Source organism: Sphingobacterium sp. UBA7253, from assembly GCF_002472745.1.
Taxonomy (GTDB): Bacteria; Bacteroidota; Bacteroidia; order Sphingobacteriales; family Sphingobacteriaceae; genus Sphingobacterium; species Sphingobacterium siyangense.
Window position 1 is genome coordinate 13,338 of the sequence record NZ_DKSP01000128.1, and the last position, 20,014, is coordinate 33,351.

Sequence of the window (20,014 nt, forward strand, 5' to 3'; positions counted from 1 at the left end):
GCCTTGACTTCGGCATTGACTATGAATAAAGGGTATACAAAAGCGATTTTATCGGATATTCCCGAGTTGCATTTGGCAAAATCGGTCTTATTGTTTGAATCGCAACGCCTGGAAGCGGTCAAAATCGTCGAAAGCAATCTTTCGCTGCCGTATTTTGTGAAACCTAATGCCGGTGGAAGTAGTATCGGAATGACCAAAGTAAAGGAATCGGCACAACTGCAGGAAGCGATTGATAAAGCTTTTGATGCAGAGAATACCGGGAAACAGGTTATTGTTGAAGAATTTGTGACTGGACGCGAATTTTCCGAGGGAATTTTTAGGAATTCAAAAGGCGAACTCGTTGTTTTGCCGGCTACCGAAGTTCGTACTACACGTGAATTTTTTGATTATGAAGCCAAGTATGTACCTGGATTGACCGAAGAGATTACACCAGCAGACCTGACTACGGAAGAGCAGGAGCGCGCTGCACGTATTTTAAGGGAAATTTATGTGAGATTGAACTGTAAGGGTATGGTTCGGGTGGACTTCTTTTTGGAAAATGATACCGATAAATTTTATTTTATCGAAATTAATACCATTCCCGGGCAGACTCCACAAAGCTTTATTCCGCAGCAGGTACGGGCTTTTGGAATGAAGGAGGGGGATTTTTACGGGGAGTTGATCGAAACGGCTCTACAATCGAAATAGTTTTGCTCTATCTCAGTAGGACTTGAGGCAGGGACTATATGGCTGGAGCGCGGATAAGCATACATTCCGATGATGACATACTGCATTTCTCAGCCACAGCCCGCTGATCATTCGCATAAGCAGCCTTCTAGCCAAGGGGGATAAAAATACGCCACGATGGCGCTACACAAAAAAGGCTTTCAATTTTCTGAGAGCCTTTTTTGTGTTTTATTTTCTGAAATCAAATTTCGATAGATCAGGTTTAAACTTTTTAACTCTTTTCAGCTCCTCCTGATAAATTACCTGGCCGATATTTTTTAAAAAAGGATAGGTTACTGTTTCATATTCATAGCGTCCATCGTTGTAGATGCCATTTTCATTGGACTGTACAACAACGGCGAGCATAAATTCCACGCCATGTTCAAAGTCGACGACATAGGCATTATCAATATTATAGCCATAGGAATCTCCATACTTGTTGAAGATCCGGATGTTGGGATTTAAGATCGCATTTTTTTCACGGCCATAAAAAAGGAGCTTGCTATACGTTGGCCAGAATTCTGCTGGATCATATTTTGGAAAATCCGATTCAAAGGGATAGCGCGACATATAATCATAGAGGAGCGCGTAGTCATCTTTTTTCAGATTGAATCTTTCTTGAGGCTGAAATGCTTCGGGAAATAACAGCTTCTTCAATATCAGCTGTTGATCTTGCAAAGCGTATACATTTAATCCTTCAAAACTCCAGGGTTCATGAACAAGTTCATCTTTATCGTTCATGTAACCTTTCCCCTGAAGCGTATTGGACAGCTCGATGGTATAATCCTTGGGATCGAACTGTGCTTCTTGTTTATAAATAATATCCTTCCCCTTATAAAAGGTGACGGGGTTAGTATGTTTGGCCCATATGCCTTTGTCGCCAATGGCAAGACGGTTGACAATGCGGCTGTAATTAGTGCCGTATTTTTTTAGTTTCGCATTCAGTTCTGCACGGCCAATAAATTCGAAAAGCCTGTTTTGGGCATCGTTGTCGCTGGTTAATAAGATCTTTTTAACATATTGAGCAACAGATGGAAGGCCATTGGCGGCGGATTCATCCACAAGAACCTTAGTCTGCTTTTCAAAAGCAGAATCGATGCGTAGTGGGGTATCTTTGCTGAGACCGTCAATATGCAGGTCATTGATTTTTTCCAAAGCCAGAATTGCTGTCGGCAACTTCACTGTACTTGCGGGATAAAAATACCAGTTCGGATTCAGTCGATAGCTATAGGACCTGAAATGTGGCTTATTGGATTTGTCACGATCAATCTGTGTATACAGAATTTGTACTTCATTTTTCGTCGGATGACTTAATATGTTTTGAAATAGATCGGGATGACTTTGGAGTAATTTTTCCAGGTAAACAGTATCTATCTTCTGAGCGTATAGATCTGACATGAATAGAGTAAAAATTAGGGTGAGGTATTTTTGCATGTGCTTTAGATCAAAGTGTCGCGCCTGTAAGCTCTTCTATAGCTTTTAATGGTGATAGGATCATGAAGCAAAAAGCTCCATGATCCTATCGCGTTTTGCTATTCGTAAACATGGAATTATTTTCGCGTATAAACTTCAAAGGTATAAGCAAATGCATGTTTGTCATCGGCCTGATGCGAATCTGAGGCAACTAATTCCCATTCTTCTGACGGTAATTCAGGAAAGAAAGCGTCACCTTTGATAGTTGTATGTACGCGCGTCAGAAGCACTTTATTTGTCAAGGGTAGCGCTTGCTGATAAATGTTTGCGCCACCAATGATGAATACCTCACGTTCATCCCGGCAATACAAGAGTGCCTCTTGGATGCTGTTGGCAACATCAATATCTTCTCCCTGGAAATTCGCGTTACGTGTAATGACAATATTTCTTCTGTCTGGCAATGCTTTGCCTATGGCCTCAAAAGTCTTTCTGCCCATTAGGACAGAGTGCTCAACGGTATTTCTCTTAAAATATTTAAAGTCGTTGGGTAAATGCCAAGGCATCTGATTGTCGATTCCGATGGCATTGTTTTCCGACGCAGCTACGATTAATGTGATCGTTGGGTTGCTCATTTTTGATATAAGGTGATTATTCGTTCGCTAAAATATATTACAAAATCAGGTACCTTTCTTGTTAAACGGCCACCGGAGCTTTGATATGTGGATGGGATTCGTAGTTTAACAATTCAAAATCTTCAAACTTAAAATCAAAGATATCTTTTACTTCAGGGTTTATTTTCATCTGGGGTAGCGCTTTTGGCTCGCGGCTCAATTGGAGCTCCGTTTGCTCGAAGTGATTACTGTAGATATGTGCATCGCCAAGGGTGTGGATAAACTCTGCGGCTTCCATGTCACAAACCTGTGCGACCATCATCGTCAATAAAGCATAAGAGGCAATGTTGAAAGGAACGCCCAAGAATATATCGGCACTACGTTGATAGAGTTGACAGGACAATTGCGGCTTTAAGATACCTTTTTCAGGTTGTGCCGGAGCGACATAAAACTGAAAAAAGGCATGACAAGGAGGTAATGCCATATGCTCTATTTCGGCAACATTCCATGCCGATACAATAATACGGCGTGAATCCGGTGAATTTTTTAGCTGGTTGATAACCTGTGTGATCTGATCGATATGACGGCCATCGGGTGTTGGCCAGGAGCGCCATTGTGATCCGTATACAGGGCCTAAATTTCCTTGTTCGTCAGCCCACTCGTCCCAAATGCTTACGCCATTTTCTTTGAGATACTGAATATTGGTTTCACCTTTAAGAAACCAGATCAATTCATGGATAATGGATCGCAGGTGTAATTTCTTCGTCGTTACCAAAGGGAAACCTTCCTGAAGGTTGAAACGCATCTGATATCCAAAGACACTTTTGGTACCTGTGCCCGTACGATCTGTCTTTACAACACCATTCGTATATACATGTCTGAGTAAATCTAAATATTGTTTCATCTGTAAAAAGTAATTATTAAATACCAAATATCAATACTATAATCGAACTGGACAGAACGAATAACACTATTTTATGTGTCTGATTCTCAATCGGGGAATATTTGAATACATCATGTCCGGCTCTAATTTAGTTTGTCCGTAATAAGCCGCCGGTGCATTCAACCTTTCAAGATAGTCAAAACTAAGGAAAATCCTTATAACGAGAAAGTCAAAACTTAAAATGGTAAGAGGGGTTACTGAAAAAAAATGTAATTTTGCAAAATATTATGGAGAATAAAAAAGTAGCTTTTTATACACTTGGATGTAAACTGAATTATTCGGAGACATCATCCATTGGTCGTTTATTTAAAGATGCGGGCTATGATACCACAGCGTTCAATAGCCGTGCAGACGTCTATGTAATCAATACATGTTCGGTAACGGATAATGCTGACAAGAAGTGTAGAAAAGTAGTGAAGGAAGCTTTAAAGCACTCTCCCAACGCCTATATTACGATTGTTGGCTGTTATGCGCAGCTAAAACCAAAAGAGATTGCAGAGATTCCCGGAGTGGACATGGTCTTAGGTGCAGCTGAAAAGTTTAATATTATTGAGCATATCAATGATTTGACGAAACAGGAAAAAACGATCGTTTATAATGGTCCAATCGATGAGACCAATCAATTTGTCTCGGCTTATTCGATTGGCGATCGTACGCGTACGTTCCTAAAAGTACAGGACGGCTGCGATTATTCATGTACATTTTGTACGATTCCTTTGGCACGTGGCGGAAGTCGCTCGGGCAAGATCGAAGATATTGTGCGTCAAGCAGAAGAAATTGCAGCTTCAGGCGTCAAAGAAATCGTTTTAACAGGTGTAAACATTGGCGATTTTGGCATTCGGGATGGTAAGCGCGAAGACCGGTTCTTGGATTTGGTACAAGCACTGGATGAAGTCGAAGGGATTGATAGAATCCGTATTTCCTCGATAGAACCCAATCTTCTTTCCAATGATATTATTGAGTTTGTGGCCCAATCAAAACGTTTTGTTCCACATTTCCATATGCCATTGCAGTCTGGAAGCAATAAAATTCTGGGTTTAATGCGCAGAAGGTACAAAAGAGAGCTTTACACAGAGCGCGTCGCTTTTATCAAGTCATTGATGCCTAATTGCTGTATCGGTGTTGACGTTATTGTCGGATTTCCGGGAGAAACACGTGAAGACTTTATCGATACATACAATTTCTTGAATGATTTGGATATTTCTTACCTGCATGTCTTTACCTATTCAGAAAGGGAGAATACGATTGCTGCTCAAATGGACGGTGCTGTACCGGGAGCTCAACGCAGCGACCGTAGCAAAATGTTGCACATCCTTTCGGAGAAGAAGCGCCGTGCGTTTTATGAGTCACAGCTTGGTGAGACTGGTGATGTTTTGTTTGAAGCAGACGAAAAAGATGGTTATATGCATGGTTTTTCTAAAAACTATGTCAAAGTACGGACCTTATACGATCCATTATTGGTGAATGAGGTTGTGCCGGTTAAATTTATTGAAGTAACGGATTCCTGTGAAGTGGAAGTAGAAGAAATTCCGGAGACACTGACACATTAACCTTTTTAAGATTTATAACATACAAAGGTTTAACATATAAAAAAGGCAATCTTATTAGAGAAGATTGCCTTTTTTCGTTAACGGGAATTCCATAATTTCCCTATTGATTGCAGCACACAGTTGTGTTCTTGATCAAATTGACTACAGTACTCCGACCGGAAGTGGATCGGTCGCCTAATGCGTACTGCTCTTTGCTGCATTTAACCAGATGACGGTACCCAAGATCAAAAGTACCCCGAGCCATTGTATCGTGGATACACTTTCATGAAGTATAAAAAACGACATACAGGTGGCTACGGGTAGCTCCGCCGAACTTAATATTCCGCCTAAGGAGAAGCCCGTTTTCGGTAGGCCATAGGCAAATAATAAAGGCGGGATGACCGTGCCAAATAGCGAGAGGATCAAGCCGAAATAGAGGAAGTTACCATCAAATTGACCATTCCATAAATAAGCAGGTGGAAACAAGGTGAAGACCAGTATACAGGCCCCCGTTACCATAATAGCGCTTTTTTGAATGGGGTGATAGTCATTGCCGACACGACCGTTGACGATCATGAAGACCGAATAGGCGGTCGCTGCTAAAAGACCAAATAAGACACCTGTTAGGTTGAGGTGTTGCAAGCCTTTTTCAAGAAGTCCAGTCGCTAATAATGTTGCAATGAGTACAATGCCGATACCAATCAGGTTGTTTTTTGAAGGTTTTACCTTGAAAAAGATAAATTCGATTACCACACCGATCCAGATATACTGCATGAGCAGTACGATGGCCAACGAAGCCGGGACGAGCTGTACACATTTGTAATAGAGAATGCTCACCAAACCGGTCGAAGTACCACTGATTAATATCTTGATCCATGAAGATTTCTTGCTTGAAGAGTGAAATGACTTTGCCGAAAAGAGTTTGATGATGATATAGATAAGCCAAAGGATAAGCATGCCAAACAATACCTGAATTCCCGTTACCTCTCCTAAATTCAACCCTTTACCATAGGCTTTTTTAACAAACGTTGATAGTATCCCAAAACTACTCGCACCTAAAAAGACAGCTAATGCACCTTTTAATTTTTCCATTCTCAAATAAATTAGGCGTCAAAGTTACGATTTCTGAACAATTCTTTTTCTTATCTGACGTTCTTATCAAGAAAAGCAATCTCCGGGGGCAAGCAAATTTATTGGATATCAACAGCAATTTAATTAAGTTTGTTATGCAAGTAAGTTTGTTAAGCAAGAACGTAAATCGAACCGCATGGGTGTCAGATCTTATTTTATCTTCTTTTTAGGTGCAGTTCTATTTTTGAGCAGTTGTTCAACGAAGAAAAAGGTACTTAGCTCCAAAACACATTCTTCCAATGGTTCGGTTTTGACAGATGCGAGCTCAGCGCGTGGAAAAACTTTTTCGGGATCCAAACTTGACAATTATGCAGACTTGCTCAATGTGAGTACCAAAAAACTAAATCCGCACCTTTATTCCTTTATTGACGATTGGATGGGGATACCGCATCGTATGGGTGGACAGACCAAATCGGGGGTAGATTGCTCGGGATTTGTTAATCTGCTCTATATTGAAGTATACAAAGGGAATTTGCCGCGGACTTCGCGTGACATGGAAGGAATAGTAAAGAGAAAAAAGGTCGATAAACTTGAAGAAGGAGATCTCGTGTTTTTTTCTTTCGGACGAAATGGAATAGATCATGTTGGTGTATACCTGCATAATAATAAGTTCGTTCATGTTTCGACACGGAAAGGTGTTATTATCTCTGATCTTACCGACAGTTGGTATGCGAAGACCTTTGTTGACGCGGGCTCTCCCAATATCTAAACGCGTGAATTTCATGTAGGTTTTATGTCATATCTTGATATAAACTTTTATACCCTGTATAAATCCTTATTTTTGTCAAAATTTTATAGAAATGACAATCAAGAGTAAGAAGATTTTTTTGGGCCTTTGTATTATTGTGCCGTTTTTGATGTATTGTGTTTATTACTATAGTAATATGATCAAAAATGCCCCTTTTCGTTTTGCCGATTTTGAATCCATTGAATTCAAATATGGCGAGCCGAACCACATGGTCAACGAATACAATTCAAAAACACGTATCTATAAATATTTAGACAAAAAAGATTCTCTAATTACCGATACTGTAAAATTTACAAAAGACGATTTATTATACCTGCATCGCAAAGCAATGGAGCTCGGCTTTTGGAACTTGGATACCGATATGACCGGTCCTGAATGGCAGCAGGATTCAACAAATTCTAAAGTCCCACGTTTTTATTTAGAGTTCAACTATAAAGATAAGTCCAAGCATATCACTTTGGATGCAGATTTTGCAGGCAACCCTCGGATGCACGATGCAGCAAAATCAATGATCGATGAAGTCAACCGCATGTTGGCAACTGCGCAAGCCAGATAGTTAAGAAATAGGCCCTAAGGGTAAAGAGAGAAATCAAGTCATTGGTTTCTCTTTTTTTGTGCCGAATATCCGTCTGTAAACAAAGGATGGAAGAAGGATTTAACCCGCCAACAACATATATGTTAGTAGGGATTTTATAGGGACTTAATAGGGACCTGATAGGGACCTCATTCGGATGAATACGTATAAAACACGGATAAGGTCCCTATAACGATACTGCCAAATATGGATTAATTAATACAGGAGTATTAAATGGCTTCCTTTGTTTTTTGATAAATTCTTTATATTCTCTTTATACTCCGTTAACCTGAATCGAATACTTTAGCGCCAAAACAAAATTTCATATGAAAGCATTTTTGGCACTAGCAATTTCCTGGGCATGCGTAAACGCTGTGCAGGCGCAAGATTTTGCAAAAGGAAAAGTTTATCTGGACGTAAACAAGAACGGAAAATTAGATAAAAACGAACAAGGTATTGCGTCTGTTTCTGTTAGTAACGGGCGTGAAGTGACAACGACTGATAAAGATGGTAATTACCAATTGCCCGTTGGAAATGACAACATCATTTTTGTGGTTAAACCAACAGGCTATGCTTTGCCCTTGGATGAAAATAACCACCCAAAATTCTATTATATCCATAAGGTAAACGGTAGTCCAGTTTCAAAATACCCTGCTGTTGCTGCTACAGGAAAAATCCCTGCTGCTGTAAATTTTGCAATGTATCAACAAGATGAGGATCCTAAGTTTTCAGCTTTTGTTTTTGGTGATCCACAGGCTTACACGGAGGAAGAACTGGCCTATTTCAAAAATGGTGTGATCAATGAAATTTCCGATAAGACAATTGCGAAATTCGGAATAAGCTTAGGCGACTTGGTGGGAGACGATCTTTCACTTCAGCCAAAATATAAATCGGTGATTTCCACGATGGGCTTGCCATGGTATAATGTCATGGGAAACCACGATATGAACTATGATGCTAAAGTGGATAGCCTCTCCGATGAATCGTTCGAGCGGACGTTTGGCCCCAATAATTATGCGTTCAACTATGGAAATACGCATTTTATCATTCTTGATAATATCATTTATCCGAATCCACGGACAGGTAAAGGTTATTTAGGCGGATTCCGTAAAGATCAGCTTGATTTTGTGGAAAATGACTTAAAAAACGTTGCTAAAGATAAATTGATTGTGTTGGCATTTCATATTCCTTTATACCATCAAAACTCGGATGTCTTTCGTAACGAAGATAGACAACGTCTGTTCGATATTTTGGCTCCATTTAAGCATACCTTGTCTTTATCCGCGCATACACACTTTCAGCGGCAATATTTTTATGGGCAAAACGAAGGATGGAAACAAGAAAAGCCACATCACGAGTATAATGTGGGTACGACCTCTGGCGACTGGTATTCAGGCGAGTTGAATGAAAAGGGAATTCCTGTTTCTACAATGCGGGACGGTACACCAAAAGGGTATGCCATCTTAAAAATCGAGGGCAACCAATACAGTTTTGATTATAAGGTTGTCGGTAAGCCAGCAACGTATCAGATCGATTTATATGGCGCATCGGTCGTTCCAGAAAAATACACAAAGAGATATCCGATATACGCTAATTTTTTCATTGGAAAGGAAGGTGACAAGGTAACGTATAGAATCAATCAGGGCGAATGGAAGGAAATGGATTTTGTCAATGAAAACGATCCGGCATTCCTAAATTCTCTTGCTAAATACGATACAGCAACTGAATTAAAGAATACGCGTAGACCTTCGAACCCCGAAAAATCCAGTCATCTGTGGACAGCTAATTTGCCCAAACTTAAAGCTGGTAAATATCAGATTGAGGTTCAGGCGATTGATCTTTTCAATAGAGTACACCTGGCAACAAAGACTATTGAGGTGAGATAAATAACCATTTGTAGAGTTGTTTTAAGTTTAAAGATAGCTTAAGATGCACTTAACATAACGATCCTATATTTGTGTAGAGTAATTTTTGATTCATAAAGAGTTAGGGTTAATGTGTAGATCTGTTGTGAAACACGTCTGAAAATTTAGTTTGTTTTTAAAGTGAAGGTAATCTCCCCAGATTACCTTTCACTGTTTTATACCTTTTAGGCTATCTTACGATACCAGCATTTAACTGCTTCTCGGCTGGCCTGTTCTTACAGTTCATTTGATTTATGCAGACAAGGTTTTGCCTGGTAATTCGTTTGGTATGAACCTTAGCAATATATGAACACATAGTTCGGCTGAACACTTGGTTCGACAGCGATATTTTCTTCTGAAAGTGTCTGACGTTATTGGCCAGAAAGAACATTCCGTTCGCTTTTATTGTTGTTGGTCTGCGAAGTCATGAAGGCTTTTATGCCGGATAGCACGCCGAAAATCATCCGATGCCGGATTTTCAAAGATCTCCAGGTCGAAGTATTTTGTGGCGGCAAATAGGTGGTCGAATACATCCGAAACAATTCCTTCGTAATATTCCCAGCGGATATCGTTTACAAAGAAATAAAGTTCGACTGGAACACCGTGTTCGGTTGAAGCAAGCTGACGCACCATCAGGGGCATGGTCTTGTGGATATTGGGGTTTTGACGTAAATAGGTGAGTGTGTAAGCTCTGAACATCCCTAGATTTGTCATTTTGCGACCATTTATGGGGCTTGACTGATCTATTTGCTGTTGGGTGTTGAATTGGTCAATTGTCCTGGCGCGCTCTTCGATATACGGCCGCAGGATCTGTATATTTTTGAGTTTTTCAATTTCTTCATTTTCTAAAAATCGAATCGTGGAAATTTTGATATTTATGGCCCGCTTTAAGCGCCTACCGCCCGACTGCTGCATGCCCCTGTAATTTTTGAACGAATCCGACAATAGCGTATGTGTTGGTATCGTCGTAATGGTCTTATCAAAGTTCTGTACTTTTACATTATTGAGGTTAATCTCTTTGACCGTTCCATCGGCGCCATATTTGGGCATCTCTATCCAATCTCCGACACGGATGGAGTCATTGGCCGAAACTTGTATACTGGCAACAAATCCTAGTATAGTGTCTTTGAATACCAACATCAGAATTGCGGATGCGGCACCCAAGGATAATAAGAAAGACCAGGGAGATTTTCCTGTCAATATTGAAAAGCAGATCGTTCCGCCGATAAATAATAAGATAATCTGACAGACCTGTAAATAACTCTCCAGAGGTTTGTCTGCAAAAGATTTCTTCATGCGCAGCATATCCCGCAAACTTTTCAGGAGCGAATGAATAATCAATAAACTGACGACAGTCGTGGCTATGTCAAGTATTTTATTGCTGTTTTCTTTCCAGGTTGGAAAACCCATGAAGATAATGGGCATGATATATTGTGCCACTAATATCGGAACAAAATGAGCAACAAGTTTCAGTGTTTTATTACGGATCAACAGATCATCAAAGCGGTTTGTACTACGTCTGATGGCTTTGATTGTTAACAGGAGTAATGTTCTTTTGGTGAAATAGTCAATGATGATCAAAAACAAGACAACCAGTAAGAGTAAAAGGATCGAGTTAACAAAATGACTCCCCTGATTATCAAGGCCAAATTGTTTAATCCATTGAAATGTCCAATTATAGATGTGGGATTGAGAATCTTTGAATAATTCCGTTGCTGTGCTTTGCATGTTACAAATATACAAAAAGCCGCAATTAGCGGCTTTTTGTTATTTTGAATTGAGCGGTTCACGCTCGTGTTTATGTCTAAAGAAGACTGCAAAAAGGACTGCTATAACCAAGGTGTAGATGGCAAAAGCTAGCCAGATGTCATGCCAGTCTTTCAGCATGAGGTTACCACTTAACATGCCGTCAGGTAAGATTGAGATACTCTTTTCCTGCAGAAAATGTAAAAAATGGGTGTTGTCGATTGTTGTATCTAAATATTGTGCGAGATCTTTGCTGTTTTGAAAACTTTTGGTAAAGTAGTGGTCAATGATCCAACCCGATGCAAAACTGCCTACAACGGCACCGAAACCGTTTGTCATCATCATAAATAAGCCTTGTGCCGAGCTGCGTATGCGTGATGTTGTGGAGGTTTCAACAAATAAAGAACCTGAGATATTAAAGAAGTCAAATGCCATACCATAGACGATACAGGATAATACAATCATCCAAAGTCCGCCTGCAGGGTCACCAAATGAGAATAATCCAAAACGTAATACCCAGGCAAACATCGAAATCAGCATGACCTTTTTTATACCGAATCTTTTGAGGAAAAATGGAATAGCAAGAATAAAAAGTGTCTCGGATATCTGCGAAATGGACATAATGATGGTCGAATATTTCACAACGAAAGATTCTGCAAATTTAGGGTAGAATTTAAATTCATCCAAAAACACATCACCGTAGGCATTGGTCAATTGGAGTGCGGCACCTAAGAACATGGAAAAAATAAAGAACAAAGCCATTTTATAATTTCCAAAAAGTTTAAATGCTTCCAAGCCTAATAGTTGTGTCCAGGAAGCATCTTCCTGTTGTAACTTCTTCGGTGGACATTTAGGTAATGTAAAAGCATAGAGACTTAAAGCCAAAGCTGCGGTTCCGGCGATATAAAATTGATAAGCTGTGGCCTTGTTGCCTGTTAAATTGGTGATCCACATGGCGACGATAAAACCTATGGTTCCGAAAACCCGGATGGGGGGGAATGCCTTGACCAAATCGTAGTTATTTTCATTTAATGCCGTATATGCAATGGAGTTGGATAGGGCCAAAGTCGGCATATAAAAACACATTGCCGCAAGCATCGCATAAAAAAAGGTGTTTGGATCATTTACCTGAGGTAAATAGAATAAAACACCCGCATAACATAAGTGAAGAATAAAATATAATCTTTCGGCATTTATCCAACGATCGGCGATAATTCCCATCAAGGTAGGCATAAATAAAGAAGCGATCCCCATGGTTGCAAAAATAGCTCCAAATTGTGTACCATCCCATTGTTTTGTGCCAAACCAATAGTTTGCTATTGTAATCAACCATGCTCCCCAGACAAAAAACTGAAAGAAGCTCATAATGGTCAATCTTAATTTAATAGACATAAATCGATGTTATTTAAAATTTTTGTTTCGCTTTAATGAAAGGAGTTATTTTCTTTTGGAAATCTCATCCCTAATCAATGCAGCCTGCTCGTAGTTTTCTTCGGTCAATGCCTGATTAAGTGCTTGCTCCAGTTGCTCATCTGTCAACGTGGAGAAAGGATTTTGTGGGGATTTTGAAGGTGTTTTTTCTTCGATCTCAACAACACTTGGATCCTGAACTTTGTTGGATTTGTCTAGGTTTTCCAAAAATGCAAACTCATGTCCCTCAATGATAATTCCAGCAGAGGACATAATAAATTCGTAGGCATAGATCGGAGCTTCAAACCGTACAGCCAGTGCAACGGCATCGGATGTGCGGGCATCAATCTCGACAATCTTGTTGCCGTCGGAACAGATAATTTTAGCATAAAATATCCCTTCAATCAAATTATAGATCAGTACTTCAATGAGTTTAATACCAAAAGAATCTGCAAAAGATTGAAATAGGTCGTGTGTCAGCGGACGACTAGGAATCATTTTCTCTATCCGAATAGCAATAGCTTGAGCCTCGTGGCTGCCGATAATGATGGGCAATCTTCTGTTGCCCTCCACTTCTCCCAATACAAGAGCATAAGCCCCAGATTGCGTTTGACTATAGGATAAACCAACGATATCTAATCTGATTTTCTTCATTTTAATTCCAAAGCGGTCTACAAACTTAGATAAATTTGCTTTTATATGCAATTATAACAAATAAAAACTCCCCATTCATTTTGGATAAATGGGGAGAATATATCGGAAGAAAGCTTTAAATACCTTTGTAAGCCTTCAATGCCTGCGTTAATTTCGGAACGACGTCGAAAGCATCGCCTACAATTCCATAATCGGCCACTTTGAAAAAGGGCGCTTCTGGATCTTTGTTGATGACAACGATTGTTTTAGAAGAGCTTACTCCGGCCAAATGCTGTATTGCTCCGGAGATACCGATAGCAATGTAGAGATTGGGGCTAACAACAATACCTGTTTGGCCTACGTGCTCCGAATGCGGGCGCCAGCCTGCATCAGATACGGGTTTTGAACATGCTGTAGCTGCACCAAGGACGTCTGCAAGTTCTTCCACCATACCCCAGTTTTCAGGGCCTTTTAAACCACGCCCAGCGGAGACGACGATTTCAGCTTCCGGCAGGGAAACTTTGTCTGTTGCTCGGACAATCTCTTTGACCATCGTTGTAAAATCTGTTTGGTCAATATTGGGAGCAAAAGTTTCGACAGTTGCGCTACCACCGGTCTCTTTTGTTTCATATGCATTCGGGCTTAGTGCGATGACCTTTATATCCGAGGATAGTTCGAGCGTAGCGAACGCTTTATTGGAGAACGCTGTTTTTTTGACAGTCAGTTTGTCGCCATTGATTTTCGGCAATTCGAGCGCGCCATCGGCCAGACCAGCCTCTAATTTGGCTGCAATACGTGGAGCGAGTCCTTTGCCCGAGAAAGAGTTGGACAGCACAAGTATTTTTGAGCCGGTACTCTTTACGGCTTCAGCAATGATGCTTGCATACGCTTGGTTTACAAAAGAAGCGAGTCGCTCATTGTCGACATTTAATACTTTGGAAGCACCGTACTTGCCCAAGCCAGCAAGTTCGTCTCCAGCGACATTTCCAATTGAAATCGCAACAAGATCAGTCTGTATGTTATCGGCGATGGATTTTGCATAAGAAACAACTTCAAAAGCAGATTTTTTGAATTTTCCATCGGTATTTTCTACGTATACGAGTATAGACATGGTGTTTTAGCGTTTAAAGATTAAATAACTTTAGCTTCGTCGTGAAGAAGAGAAACTAATTTTTCTACCTCGGCAGCGTCAACAAGTTTGACCGTACCGCGCGGAGCAGGTGTCTCATAGCTGACAATGTGTTCAAGAACGTCTATAGTGGAAGGTTCCAGCACATCCAATGGTTTGGTCCGCGCACTCATAATACCACGCATATTAGGTATTTTTGGCTCGGCAACACCTTCTGCTGTACCAATGACGATGGGCAGCTTTGCTGTCAATACTTCTTTTCCGCCTTCAATCTCGCGCTCAACTGTGACTGCGTCGCCCGCAATATCAACTTTTTTGGCAATGGAAACAGAAGGGATATGCAGCAGTTCTCCTACGATTGCCCCCACTTGAGCACCGTTATAGTCGATGGATTCGCGGCCAGTTAAAATTAAGTCAAATGCATTGTCTTTGGCATACTTTGCTATCTGATTAGCAACAAACCAAGCATCGCGTGGAGCGGCGTTAATCCGTACAGCATTGTCTGCGCCAATTGCCAATGCTTTTCGAATGGTTGCATCTGTAGATGCATCGCCCACATTGATGACAGTTACGGTTCCTTTTCCACCTTCAGCCAACTCAACTGCTTTGGATAAAGCAATTTCATCATAAGGGTTTATAATGAATTGTACACCAGCTGTGTTAAATGCAGTGTTGTCATTTGTAAAAGTGATTTTGGATGTAGTGTCAGGGACATTACTTATACAAACTAATATTTTCATATACGATTGGTTTTACTCAAACTTACCATATTTTCTTTCAATTAAAAAGCGCTAAGGCGTTTTAAATGCTGTTAAAGAGTCGTCTTGTGATTTTGATGAATTTTTAATTTTACCAGTTGTTTTCGTGTATTTTTTTTGATATGATATGATATTTAGGTGTTTTGTTGTCTTTTTTGTATTTTTTTATTTTAAATAGCCGATTCTTTATAATGGATTTATTGCGTCAGTAAATTGTCATTTTATATGCTAGCATAGTAATTTTAGAAAGCATCGCAGCTCATTCGGGGTTCCTGTTTATAAAAAGCTTTCGTGTGATATGGAGAGATGCGGAATTGTTTGAGGGGGATACACAATTAAATTGCATATAAAATGCAATTTGTCTAAGTTTGAAATAAAAAAGATATGTCGACACGATTGGATCAACTGAATGAATTTTTGAAAGAGAGCCCCGAAGATCCTTTTTTAAAATATGCAATTGCAGCTGAATATCTCAAGCAGGAAGATGAACAAGAGGCTTTGTTGAGATTTGAGAATTTAGTACATACAAATCCAGATTATGTAGGAACTTACTATCATTTGGGCAAATTGTACGAAAAATTAAATAAACAGGCGTCCGCGATTGATACCTATAGATCCGGAATTGAGATCGCTCGGAAGACACGTAATTTCCATGCTTTGGGCGAGTTACAAGGTGCATTATCATTCTTGACAGACGACGATGAAGATGATTTTTAATCTTTTCTAAATTTTTGGTATTTAATTTGTTATGAATTTATTGGTGTAACTGTTAGATGCTGATTTTTTTGAATTTGGAATGAGATGAAAAGGTTTATTTGGATTGTGGGTTTGTTGTTGACAATTGGAATGGTGGGATGTGATAATCCCAAACAAAGTGTTGCGGTCTATAAAGATAATTTACAGGACCTAAAAGGTAGGGATAAGGCGGAAGTAGTGATTGGTGAATACAAAGGCGTCATGCCTTGTGCGGATTGTGATGGTATAGAAACACTTATTTCATTGCATGCTGACAATACCTACCAATATTCATCTAAATACCTTAATAAAAGTGATGATGTGTTTATGCGTGAAGGAAAATGGAAATTGGATGGTAACATTATTACACTGGACGGCGTTGACTATAAGTTCAAATTAGGAAATCGGATACTCAGTCAACTGGATCTCTCTGGAAATGACATAACGGGCGATATTTCCAAATATTATGTTTTGACAAAAAATTGATATGTAGCCTAAGGGATATATTAAAACATAAAAAGCCGAAAATATACTTTCGGCTTTTTATGTTTTTGGATGTATAGCTGTTTTTCGGCTATTGAATAAGTTCTTTCTTGCTGCAAGCCTGATAATTTATTTTTCACTTGCGGGGCATGCTTGACGCTTTACCTATAAATGCTATTTGTTCTTTGTACAAAGTTCTTTCAAGGTTGCTACCACAAAATCGACTTCTTCCTTTGTATTATGCTTGCAGAATGAAAAACGAACCGAAGGACGCTCCGAGCTTGATTTGATTGCACCCAATACATGCGATCCGATGTCTGTTCCTGAGCTGCAGGCACTGCCACCAGAACAAGAGATTCCTGCAATATCCAGGTTGAATAAAAGCATGTCAGCAAGGTCACTACATGGGAAAGAAACATTCAATACGGTATACAGTGATTTTTCTGGTTCAATAACACCATTAAAATCAATTTCGGGGATTGCTTTCTGCAACTCGTCGATCATATAAGATTTGAGTCCTTGAATATAAGCGTGGTGTTCTTCCATGTGCTCATAGGCAAGTTCTAAAGCTTTGGCAAGCCCCGCGATTCCATAGACATTTTCTGTTCCACCACGCATGTTGCGCTCTTGTGCTCCACCATAGATTAACGGTTTAATCTTGTTATTCGCATTGATGTAAAGAAAACCCACCCCTTTTGGGCCATGGAATTTATGGGCAGCCCCTGTTATAAAATCTATTTTAAGGTTACCAAGGTCATGTGGATAATGCCCCATGGTCTGTACCGTGTCCGAATGGAATATCGCATTATACTTTTGGCATAACTCGGAGATACGTTGAATATCGTTGAGATTTCCGATCTCATTATTGGCATGCATAATGGAAACAAACGTACGCGGATTGGTACTTAAAAGTTCTTCCAGCTGGGTGAGATTTAAATTACCTTTTTCGCCAACTTCCAATAAGTCGAGGTGCACCTTACCGGCTTTTTCAAGTTCTTCTAAGGTATGTAATACGGCATGGTGCTCAATAGGTGAGGTGATGGCATGGGTTATCCCAAAGTCGGCGATTGACCTAACGATGGCCATATTGTCGGCCTCGGTTCCACCCGATGTGAAGAATATCTCTGCTGGAGATACATGAAGTAGATTGGCAATCGTTTTACGGGCTTTTTCTACAATTGTTTTTACTTGTCGTCCGTGACTATGGATAGAAGATGGATTTCCAAAGTTATTGTTCATCACATCCACCATTACTTTTATTACTTCAGGATCTAAGGCTGTAGTCGCTGCATTATCAAAATATACTTGCATGGTGCAAAATTACAAATCTCTCAAGTAAATTAGAGGTATTAAATGACTTATTTTTATCATTTTATTTTCCTAATTGTAGCTGACAGTGCTGGCGTAGCGGGGTCTCATTATAATTAGGTCCTTTTTGCCTGGAAAGGAATAAGATGAGTACTTTTCCGTTCTGATGAAAAAAATAGCGCCAATCTATTACTTCAGTTTGGCGCTACTTTTCAATTTAGATAAGTTCTTTTTTTCGTCGGACGACGATGAGTATCACAAGTCCTCCCATTGCGAGCGCCAACCCCAAATAGGCTGCAATATCACCGGCTTGTGTATAGAAAGTAATTTCTTCATTTAAATTAATTTCCTGATTTAGGGCTGCAGGCTGCCACCATTTAGTCTGTTGTACAATATCGCCACGTTGATTGATAAAGCCTGAAATCCCTGTATTTGCCGATCGGGCAACCCAGCGCCTGTTTTCAATAGCACGCAGTTTGGCATACTGTAAATGCTGGTCTTTACCCGAAGTATTGCCCCACCAGCCATCGTTGGTGATGATAGCAATAAACTGAGCGCCTTTTTTGACATATTGGGAAACATAATTGCCCCAAATGGATTCATAACAGATTACGGGTGCGGCACCAATACCGCTTTGGGCATAGAATACCGAAGGTTCGGCCTGTTTCCCGTAGCCACCTGTCGTGCCGCCGAATGCTTTAAATAAAGGTTTCAGGAAGTTCATCGCTGCGCCAAAAGGCATTTGCTCTACGCCCGGCACGAGTTTAGACTTATGGTAAAACTGAAGTTTGGAGGAATAATCGATCAATGTCGCAGCGTTGAAATTATCCTGGTATACATTAGGAGCTATTTCACGCGCAGTAGGTGTTTTTGCATAGTTGTACAACTGATAGCTTTCAATACCTGAAAGTACATTACCATTTTTATATTGATCTAAAAATTTTAAAATGCGCTGGTAAGAATAGGTTTCCCTAAAGTTTTCCTCGTCAAAATCGCCGTTCTGTGAAAGTGCAGTTTCAGGCCAGATGAAAAACTCCGTATTGGGTTTGGCGACTGAATTTGATAAGGCGAATAAGGTGTTTAATTGTTCCTCGGGACTTAAATTGAATTTAATATAAGGGTCAATATTCGGTTGAACAACAACAATCTGTGCAGGATTCTGATGTTCTTCGTAGTTGAAGTAACGTATCAGCGAGTAAGTGCTGGGAACCAGTAATATCGTCGCCAAAGAGGCAATCGGGACAATCTTACGTTTGATCGGATAAAGTCTTTTTCCATTGAGGTAAAGTGTAAATACCAAGATATTGACCAGCCAGATCCATATTGTTCCGCCATAGATCCCTGTGATGTCGTACCATTGGATCAATTGGTGGAAACTTGCGAAACCATTGCCTAAAGTCATCCAAGGGAAGGCTAAATCCCAGGATTCGTGTAGAAATTCATAGCTTATCCAGAATCCCATTAATCCGAAAAGGGATAACAGGATGTTCGTTTTGCCTCGTAATTGCCCATATAAGCTGAAAGCCAGTGCCATTAAAGCGGCGCCAAGACAAAAAGGTATCAGACTGATGACAACAGCGGCAAAGGGCGGCATAACTGCCGAGATGGAGTTGTAAACCCAGTAAATGGAAGCCGTGTTCCAAACAACGGCCGTGAGTCCCGCTGTAAGAAATACTTTGCGGCCTTTTCTTTGGAGTGTTTCACTGCGGATAATGTTTTCTACAGCAATCAGCAAAGGCACAAAACCAATAAATAACAAGGGACTGGAATAGGGGATCGGAGGCCAGCCCAACCACAATAAAAAGGCACTTAAAAGTGCCAGTAAATAGTTATTTTTCACTCTATATTTTCTCCCATTTATGATTATAAACTGGATAAAACTTCTCTCTTTTTACTCTCGTATTCCTCTTGGGTAATCAATTGTTTGTCGAAGAGTGTTTTTAATTTTTTGAGCTTTAAGGTAATTTCATCATCTTCCTCTTCTTTAACGGGTGGAGCGGGTGGGATGTTTGATACCGTTGGCGCCGGCGGAGTTACTGGTGCCGATACAACAGCTTGAGGTGCTGCCGGAGCTGTAACTGCTGGCTGAACCGGTGTATTATTATCTGGCCGTTCGATAATCACTTCCTTTGCAACTGTTGGAGCAATGACTATTTTTTCTTTTTCGGCAGCCAATTCCGCTTTTTTATAGTTTTCAAGGGCGGCTTTAATATATTGATACAATTTCCTAGCCTGAACTTTAGGGATATAGTCT

General features: G+C 40.1%; 19 protein-coding genes (1 of these 19 running past the window's edge). 7 read left to right on the forward strand and 12 right to left on the reverse strand.

Features of this window, described 5'->3' with window-relative positions:
• A protein-coding gene (locus B2X72_RS13095) for a D-alanine--D-alanine ligase family protein (RefSeq protein ID WP_286849832.1) crosses the window boundary here: on the forward strand, positions 1–687 show its 3' portion. Its footprint begins 333 nt before the window's first position; the window shows 687 of its 1,020 coding nt (coding positions 334–1,020); its start codon lies beyond the left edge, outside the window; its stop codon occupies positions 685–687.
• A gap of 207 nt (positions 688–894) precedes the next feature.
• On the opposite strand, the gene B2X72_RS13100 is transcribed toward B2X72_RS13095, so the two are convergent.
• The 3 genes from B2X72_RS13100 to B2X72_RS13110 all read right to left on the reverse strand — a co-directional run bounded on the left by B2X72_RS13100 (position 895) and on the right by B2X72_RS13110 (position 3,633).
• Positions 895–2,103 (reverse strand): serine hydrolase, encoded by a 1,209-nt coding sequence (locus B2X72_RS13100; RefSeq protein ID WP_286735903.1) that lies wholly within the window; start codon positions 2,101–2,103, stop codon positions 895–897.
• Positions 2,104–2,255: 152 nt separating this feature from the next.
• Positions 2,256–2,750, reverse strand: coding sequence for a dihydrofolate reductase (locus B2X72_RS13105; protein ID WP_286849833.1), 495 nt, complete (start codon positions 2,748–2,750; stop codon positions 2,256–2,258).
• A gap of 61 nt (positions 2,751–2,811) precedes the next feature.
• On the reverse strand, positions 2,812–3,633 hold the full coding sequence (locus B2X72_RS13110) for a thymidylate synthase (protein WP_070565019.1): 822 nt from the start codon (positions 3,631–3,633) through the stop codon (positions 2,812–2,814).
• 266 nt (positions 3,634–3,899) lie between these two features.
• Between B2X72_RS13110 and mtaB the strand changes: the two genes are divergently transcribed.
• Entirely contained in the window at positions 3,900–5,222 is a 1,323-nt protein-coding gene (gene mtaB, locus B2X72_RS13115; RefSeq protein ID WP_112373639.1) for a tRNA (N(6)-L-threonylcarbamoyladenosine(37)-C(2))-methylthiotransferase MtaB, read from the forward strand.
• A 174-nt stretch (positions 5,223–5,396) separates the two neighbouring features.
• Here mtaB and B2X72_RS13120 read toward each other — a convergent pair whose 3' ends face one another.
• Complete coding sequence (locus B2X72_RS13120; protein ID WP_201639672.1) at positions 5,397–6,293, reverse strand: EamA family transporter; 897 nt, start codon at positions 6,291–6,293, stop codon at positions 5,397–5,399.
• A gap of 175 nt (positions 6,294–6,468) precedes the next feature.
• Between B2X72_RS13120 and B2X72_RS13125 the strand changes: the two genes are divergently transcribed.
• The 3 genes from B2X72_RS13125 (at position 6,469) to B2X72_RS13135 (ending at position 9,540) form a co-directional block, all read left to right on the forward strand.
• Complete coding sequence (locus B2X72_RS13125; protein WP_112373637.1) at positions 6,469–7,041, forward strand: C40 family peptidase; 573 nt, start codon at positions 6,469–6,471, stop codon at positions 7,039–7,041.
• A 91-nt stretch (positions 7,042–7,132) separates the two neighbouring features.
• A complete protein-coding gene (locus B2X72_RS13130; protein WP_236560122.1) occupies positions 7,133–7,636 on the forward strand; it encodes a hypothetical protein in 504 nt (167 codons plus the stop codon).
• A gap of 344 nt (positions 7,637–7,980) precedes the next feature.
• A complete protein-coding gene (locus tag B2X72_RS13135; protein ID WP_286735901.1) occupies positions 7,981–9,540 on the forward strand; it encodes a calcineurin-like phosphoesterase family protein in 1,560 nt (519 codons plus the stop codon).
• Between the two features lie 420 nt (positions 9,541–9,960).
• Here the strand turns inward: B2X72_RS13135 and B2X72_RS13140 are convergent, their stop codons facing one another.
• The 5 genes from B2X72_RS13140 to B2X72_RS13160 all read right to left on the reverse strand — a co-directional run bounded on the left by B2X72_RS13140 (position 9,961) and on the right by B2X72_RS13160 (position 15,216).
• Positions 9,961–11,286 carry a mechanosensitive ion channel family protein gene (locus tag B2X72_RS13140; protein ID WP_286735900.1) on the reverse strand — a complete coding sequence of 442 codons (1,326 nt, stop codon included), beginning with the start codon at positions 11,284–11,286 and terminating at the stop codon, positions 9,961–9,963.
• Between the two features lie 39 nt (positions 11,287–11,325).
• Complete coding sequence (locus tag B2X72_RS13145) at positions 11,326–12,696, reverse strand: nucleoside permease (protein ID WP_286735899.1); 1,371 nt, start codon at positions 12,694–12,696, stop codon at positions 11,326–11,328.
• Positions 12,697–12,741: 45 nt separating this feature from the next.
• Positions 12,742–13,368 carry a bifunctional nuclease domain-containing protein gene (locus B2X72_RS13150; protein WP_088160444.1) on the reverse strand — a complete coding sequence of 209 codons (627 nt, stop codon included), beginning with the start codon at positions 13,366–13,368 and terminating at the stop codon, positions 12,742–12,744.
• 115 nt (positions 13,369–13,483) lie between these two features.
• Positions 13,484–14,458 carry an electron transfer flavoprotein subunit alpha/FixB family protein gene (locus B2X72_RS13155; protein ID WP_075991316.1) on the reverse strand — a complete coding sequence of 325 codons (975 nt, stop codon included), beginning with the start codon at positions 14,456–14,458 and terminating at the stop codon, positions 13,484–13,486.
• Positions 14,459–14,478: 20 nt separating this feature from the next.
• Complete coding sequence (locus B2X72_RS13160; protein WP_075991317.1) at positions 14,479–15,216, reverse strand: electron transfer flavoprotein subunit beta/FixA family protein; 738 nt, start codon at positions 15,214–15,216, stop codon at positions 14,479–14,481.
• Positions 15,217–15,618: 402 nt separating this feature from the next.
• On the opposite strand from B2X72_RS13160, the gene B2X72_RS13165 reads away from it, so the two are divergent.
• Complete coding sequence (locus tag B2X72_RS13165; RefSeq protein ID WP_248933084.1) at positions 15,619–15,951, forward strand: tetratricopeptide repeat protein; 333 nt, start codon at positions 15,619–15,621, stop codon at positions 15,949–15,951.
• Between the two features lie 84 nt (positions 15,952–16,035).
• Positions 16,036–16,455 carry a copper resistance protein NlpE gene (locus tag B2X72_RS13170; protein WP_075991319.1) on the forward strand — a complete coding sequence of 140 codons (420 nt, stop codon included), beginning with the start codon at positions 16,036–16,038 and terminating at the stop codon, positions 16,453–16,455.
• 171 nt (positions 16,456–16,626) lie between these two features.
• Here B2X72_RS13170 and B2X72_RS13175 read toward each other — a convergent pair whose 3' ends face one another.
• The 3 genes from B2X72_RS13175 to B2X72_RS13185 all read right to left on the reverse strand — a co-directional run.
• Positions 16,627–17,763 carry a cysteine desulfurase family protein gene (locus B2X72_RS13175; protein WP_286735895.1) on the reverse strand — a complete coding sequence of 379 codons (1,137 nt, stop codon included), beginning with the start codon at positions 17,761–17,763 and terminating at the stop codon, positions 16,627–16,629.
• Between the two features lie 214 nt (positions 17,764–17,977).
• Entirely contained in the window at positions 17,978–19,600 is a 1,623-nt protein-coding gene (gene lnt / locus B2X72_RS13180; protein ID WP_286849836.1) for an apolipoprotein N-acyltransferase, read from the reverse strand.
• 23 nt (positions 19,601–19,623) lie between these two features.
• Positions 19,624–20,014, reverse strand: a 391-nt coding sequence (locus B2X72_RS13185) for an SHOCT domain-containing protein (protein WP_286849837.1), incomplete at its 5' end; no start/stop codon positions are given.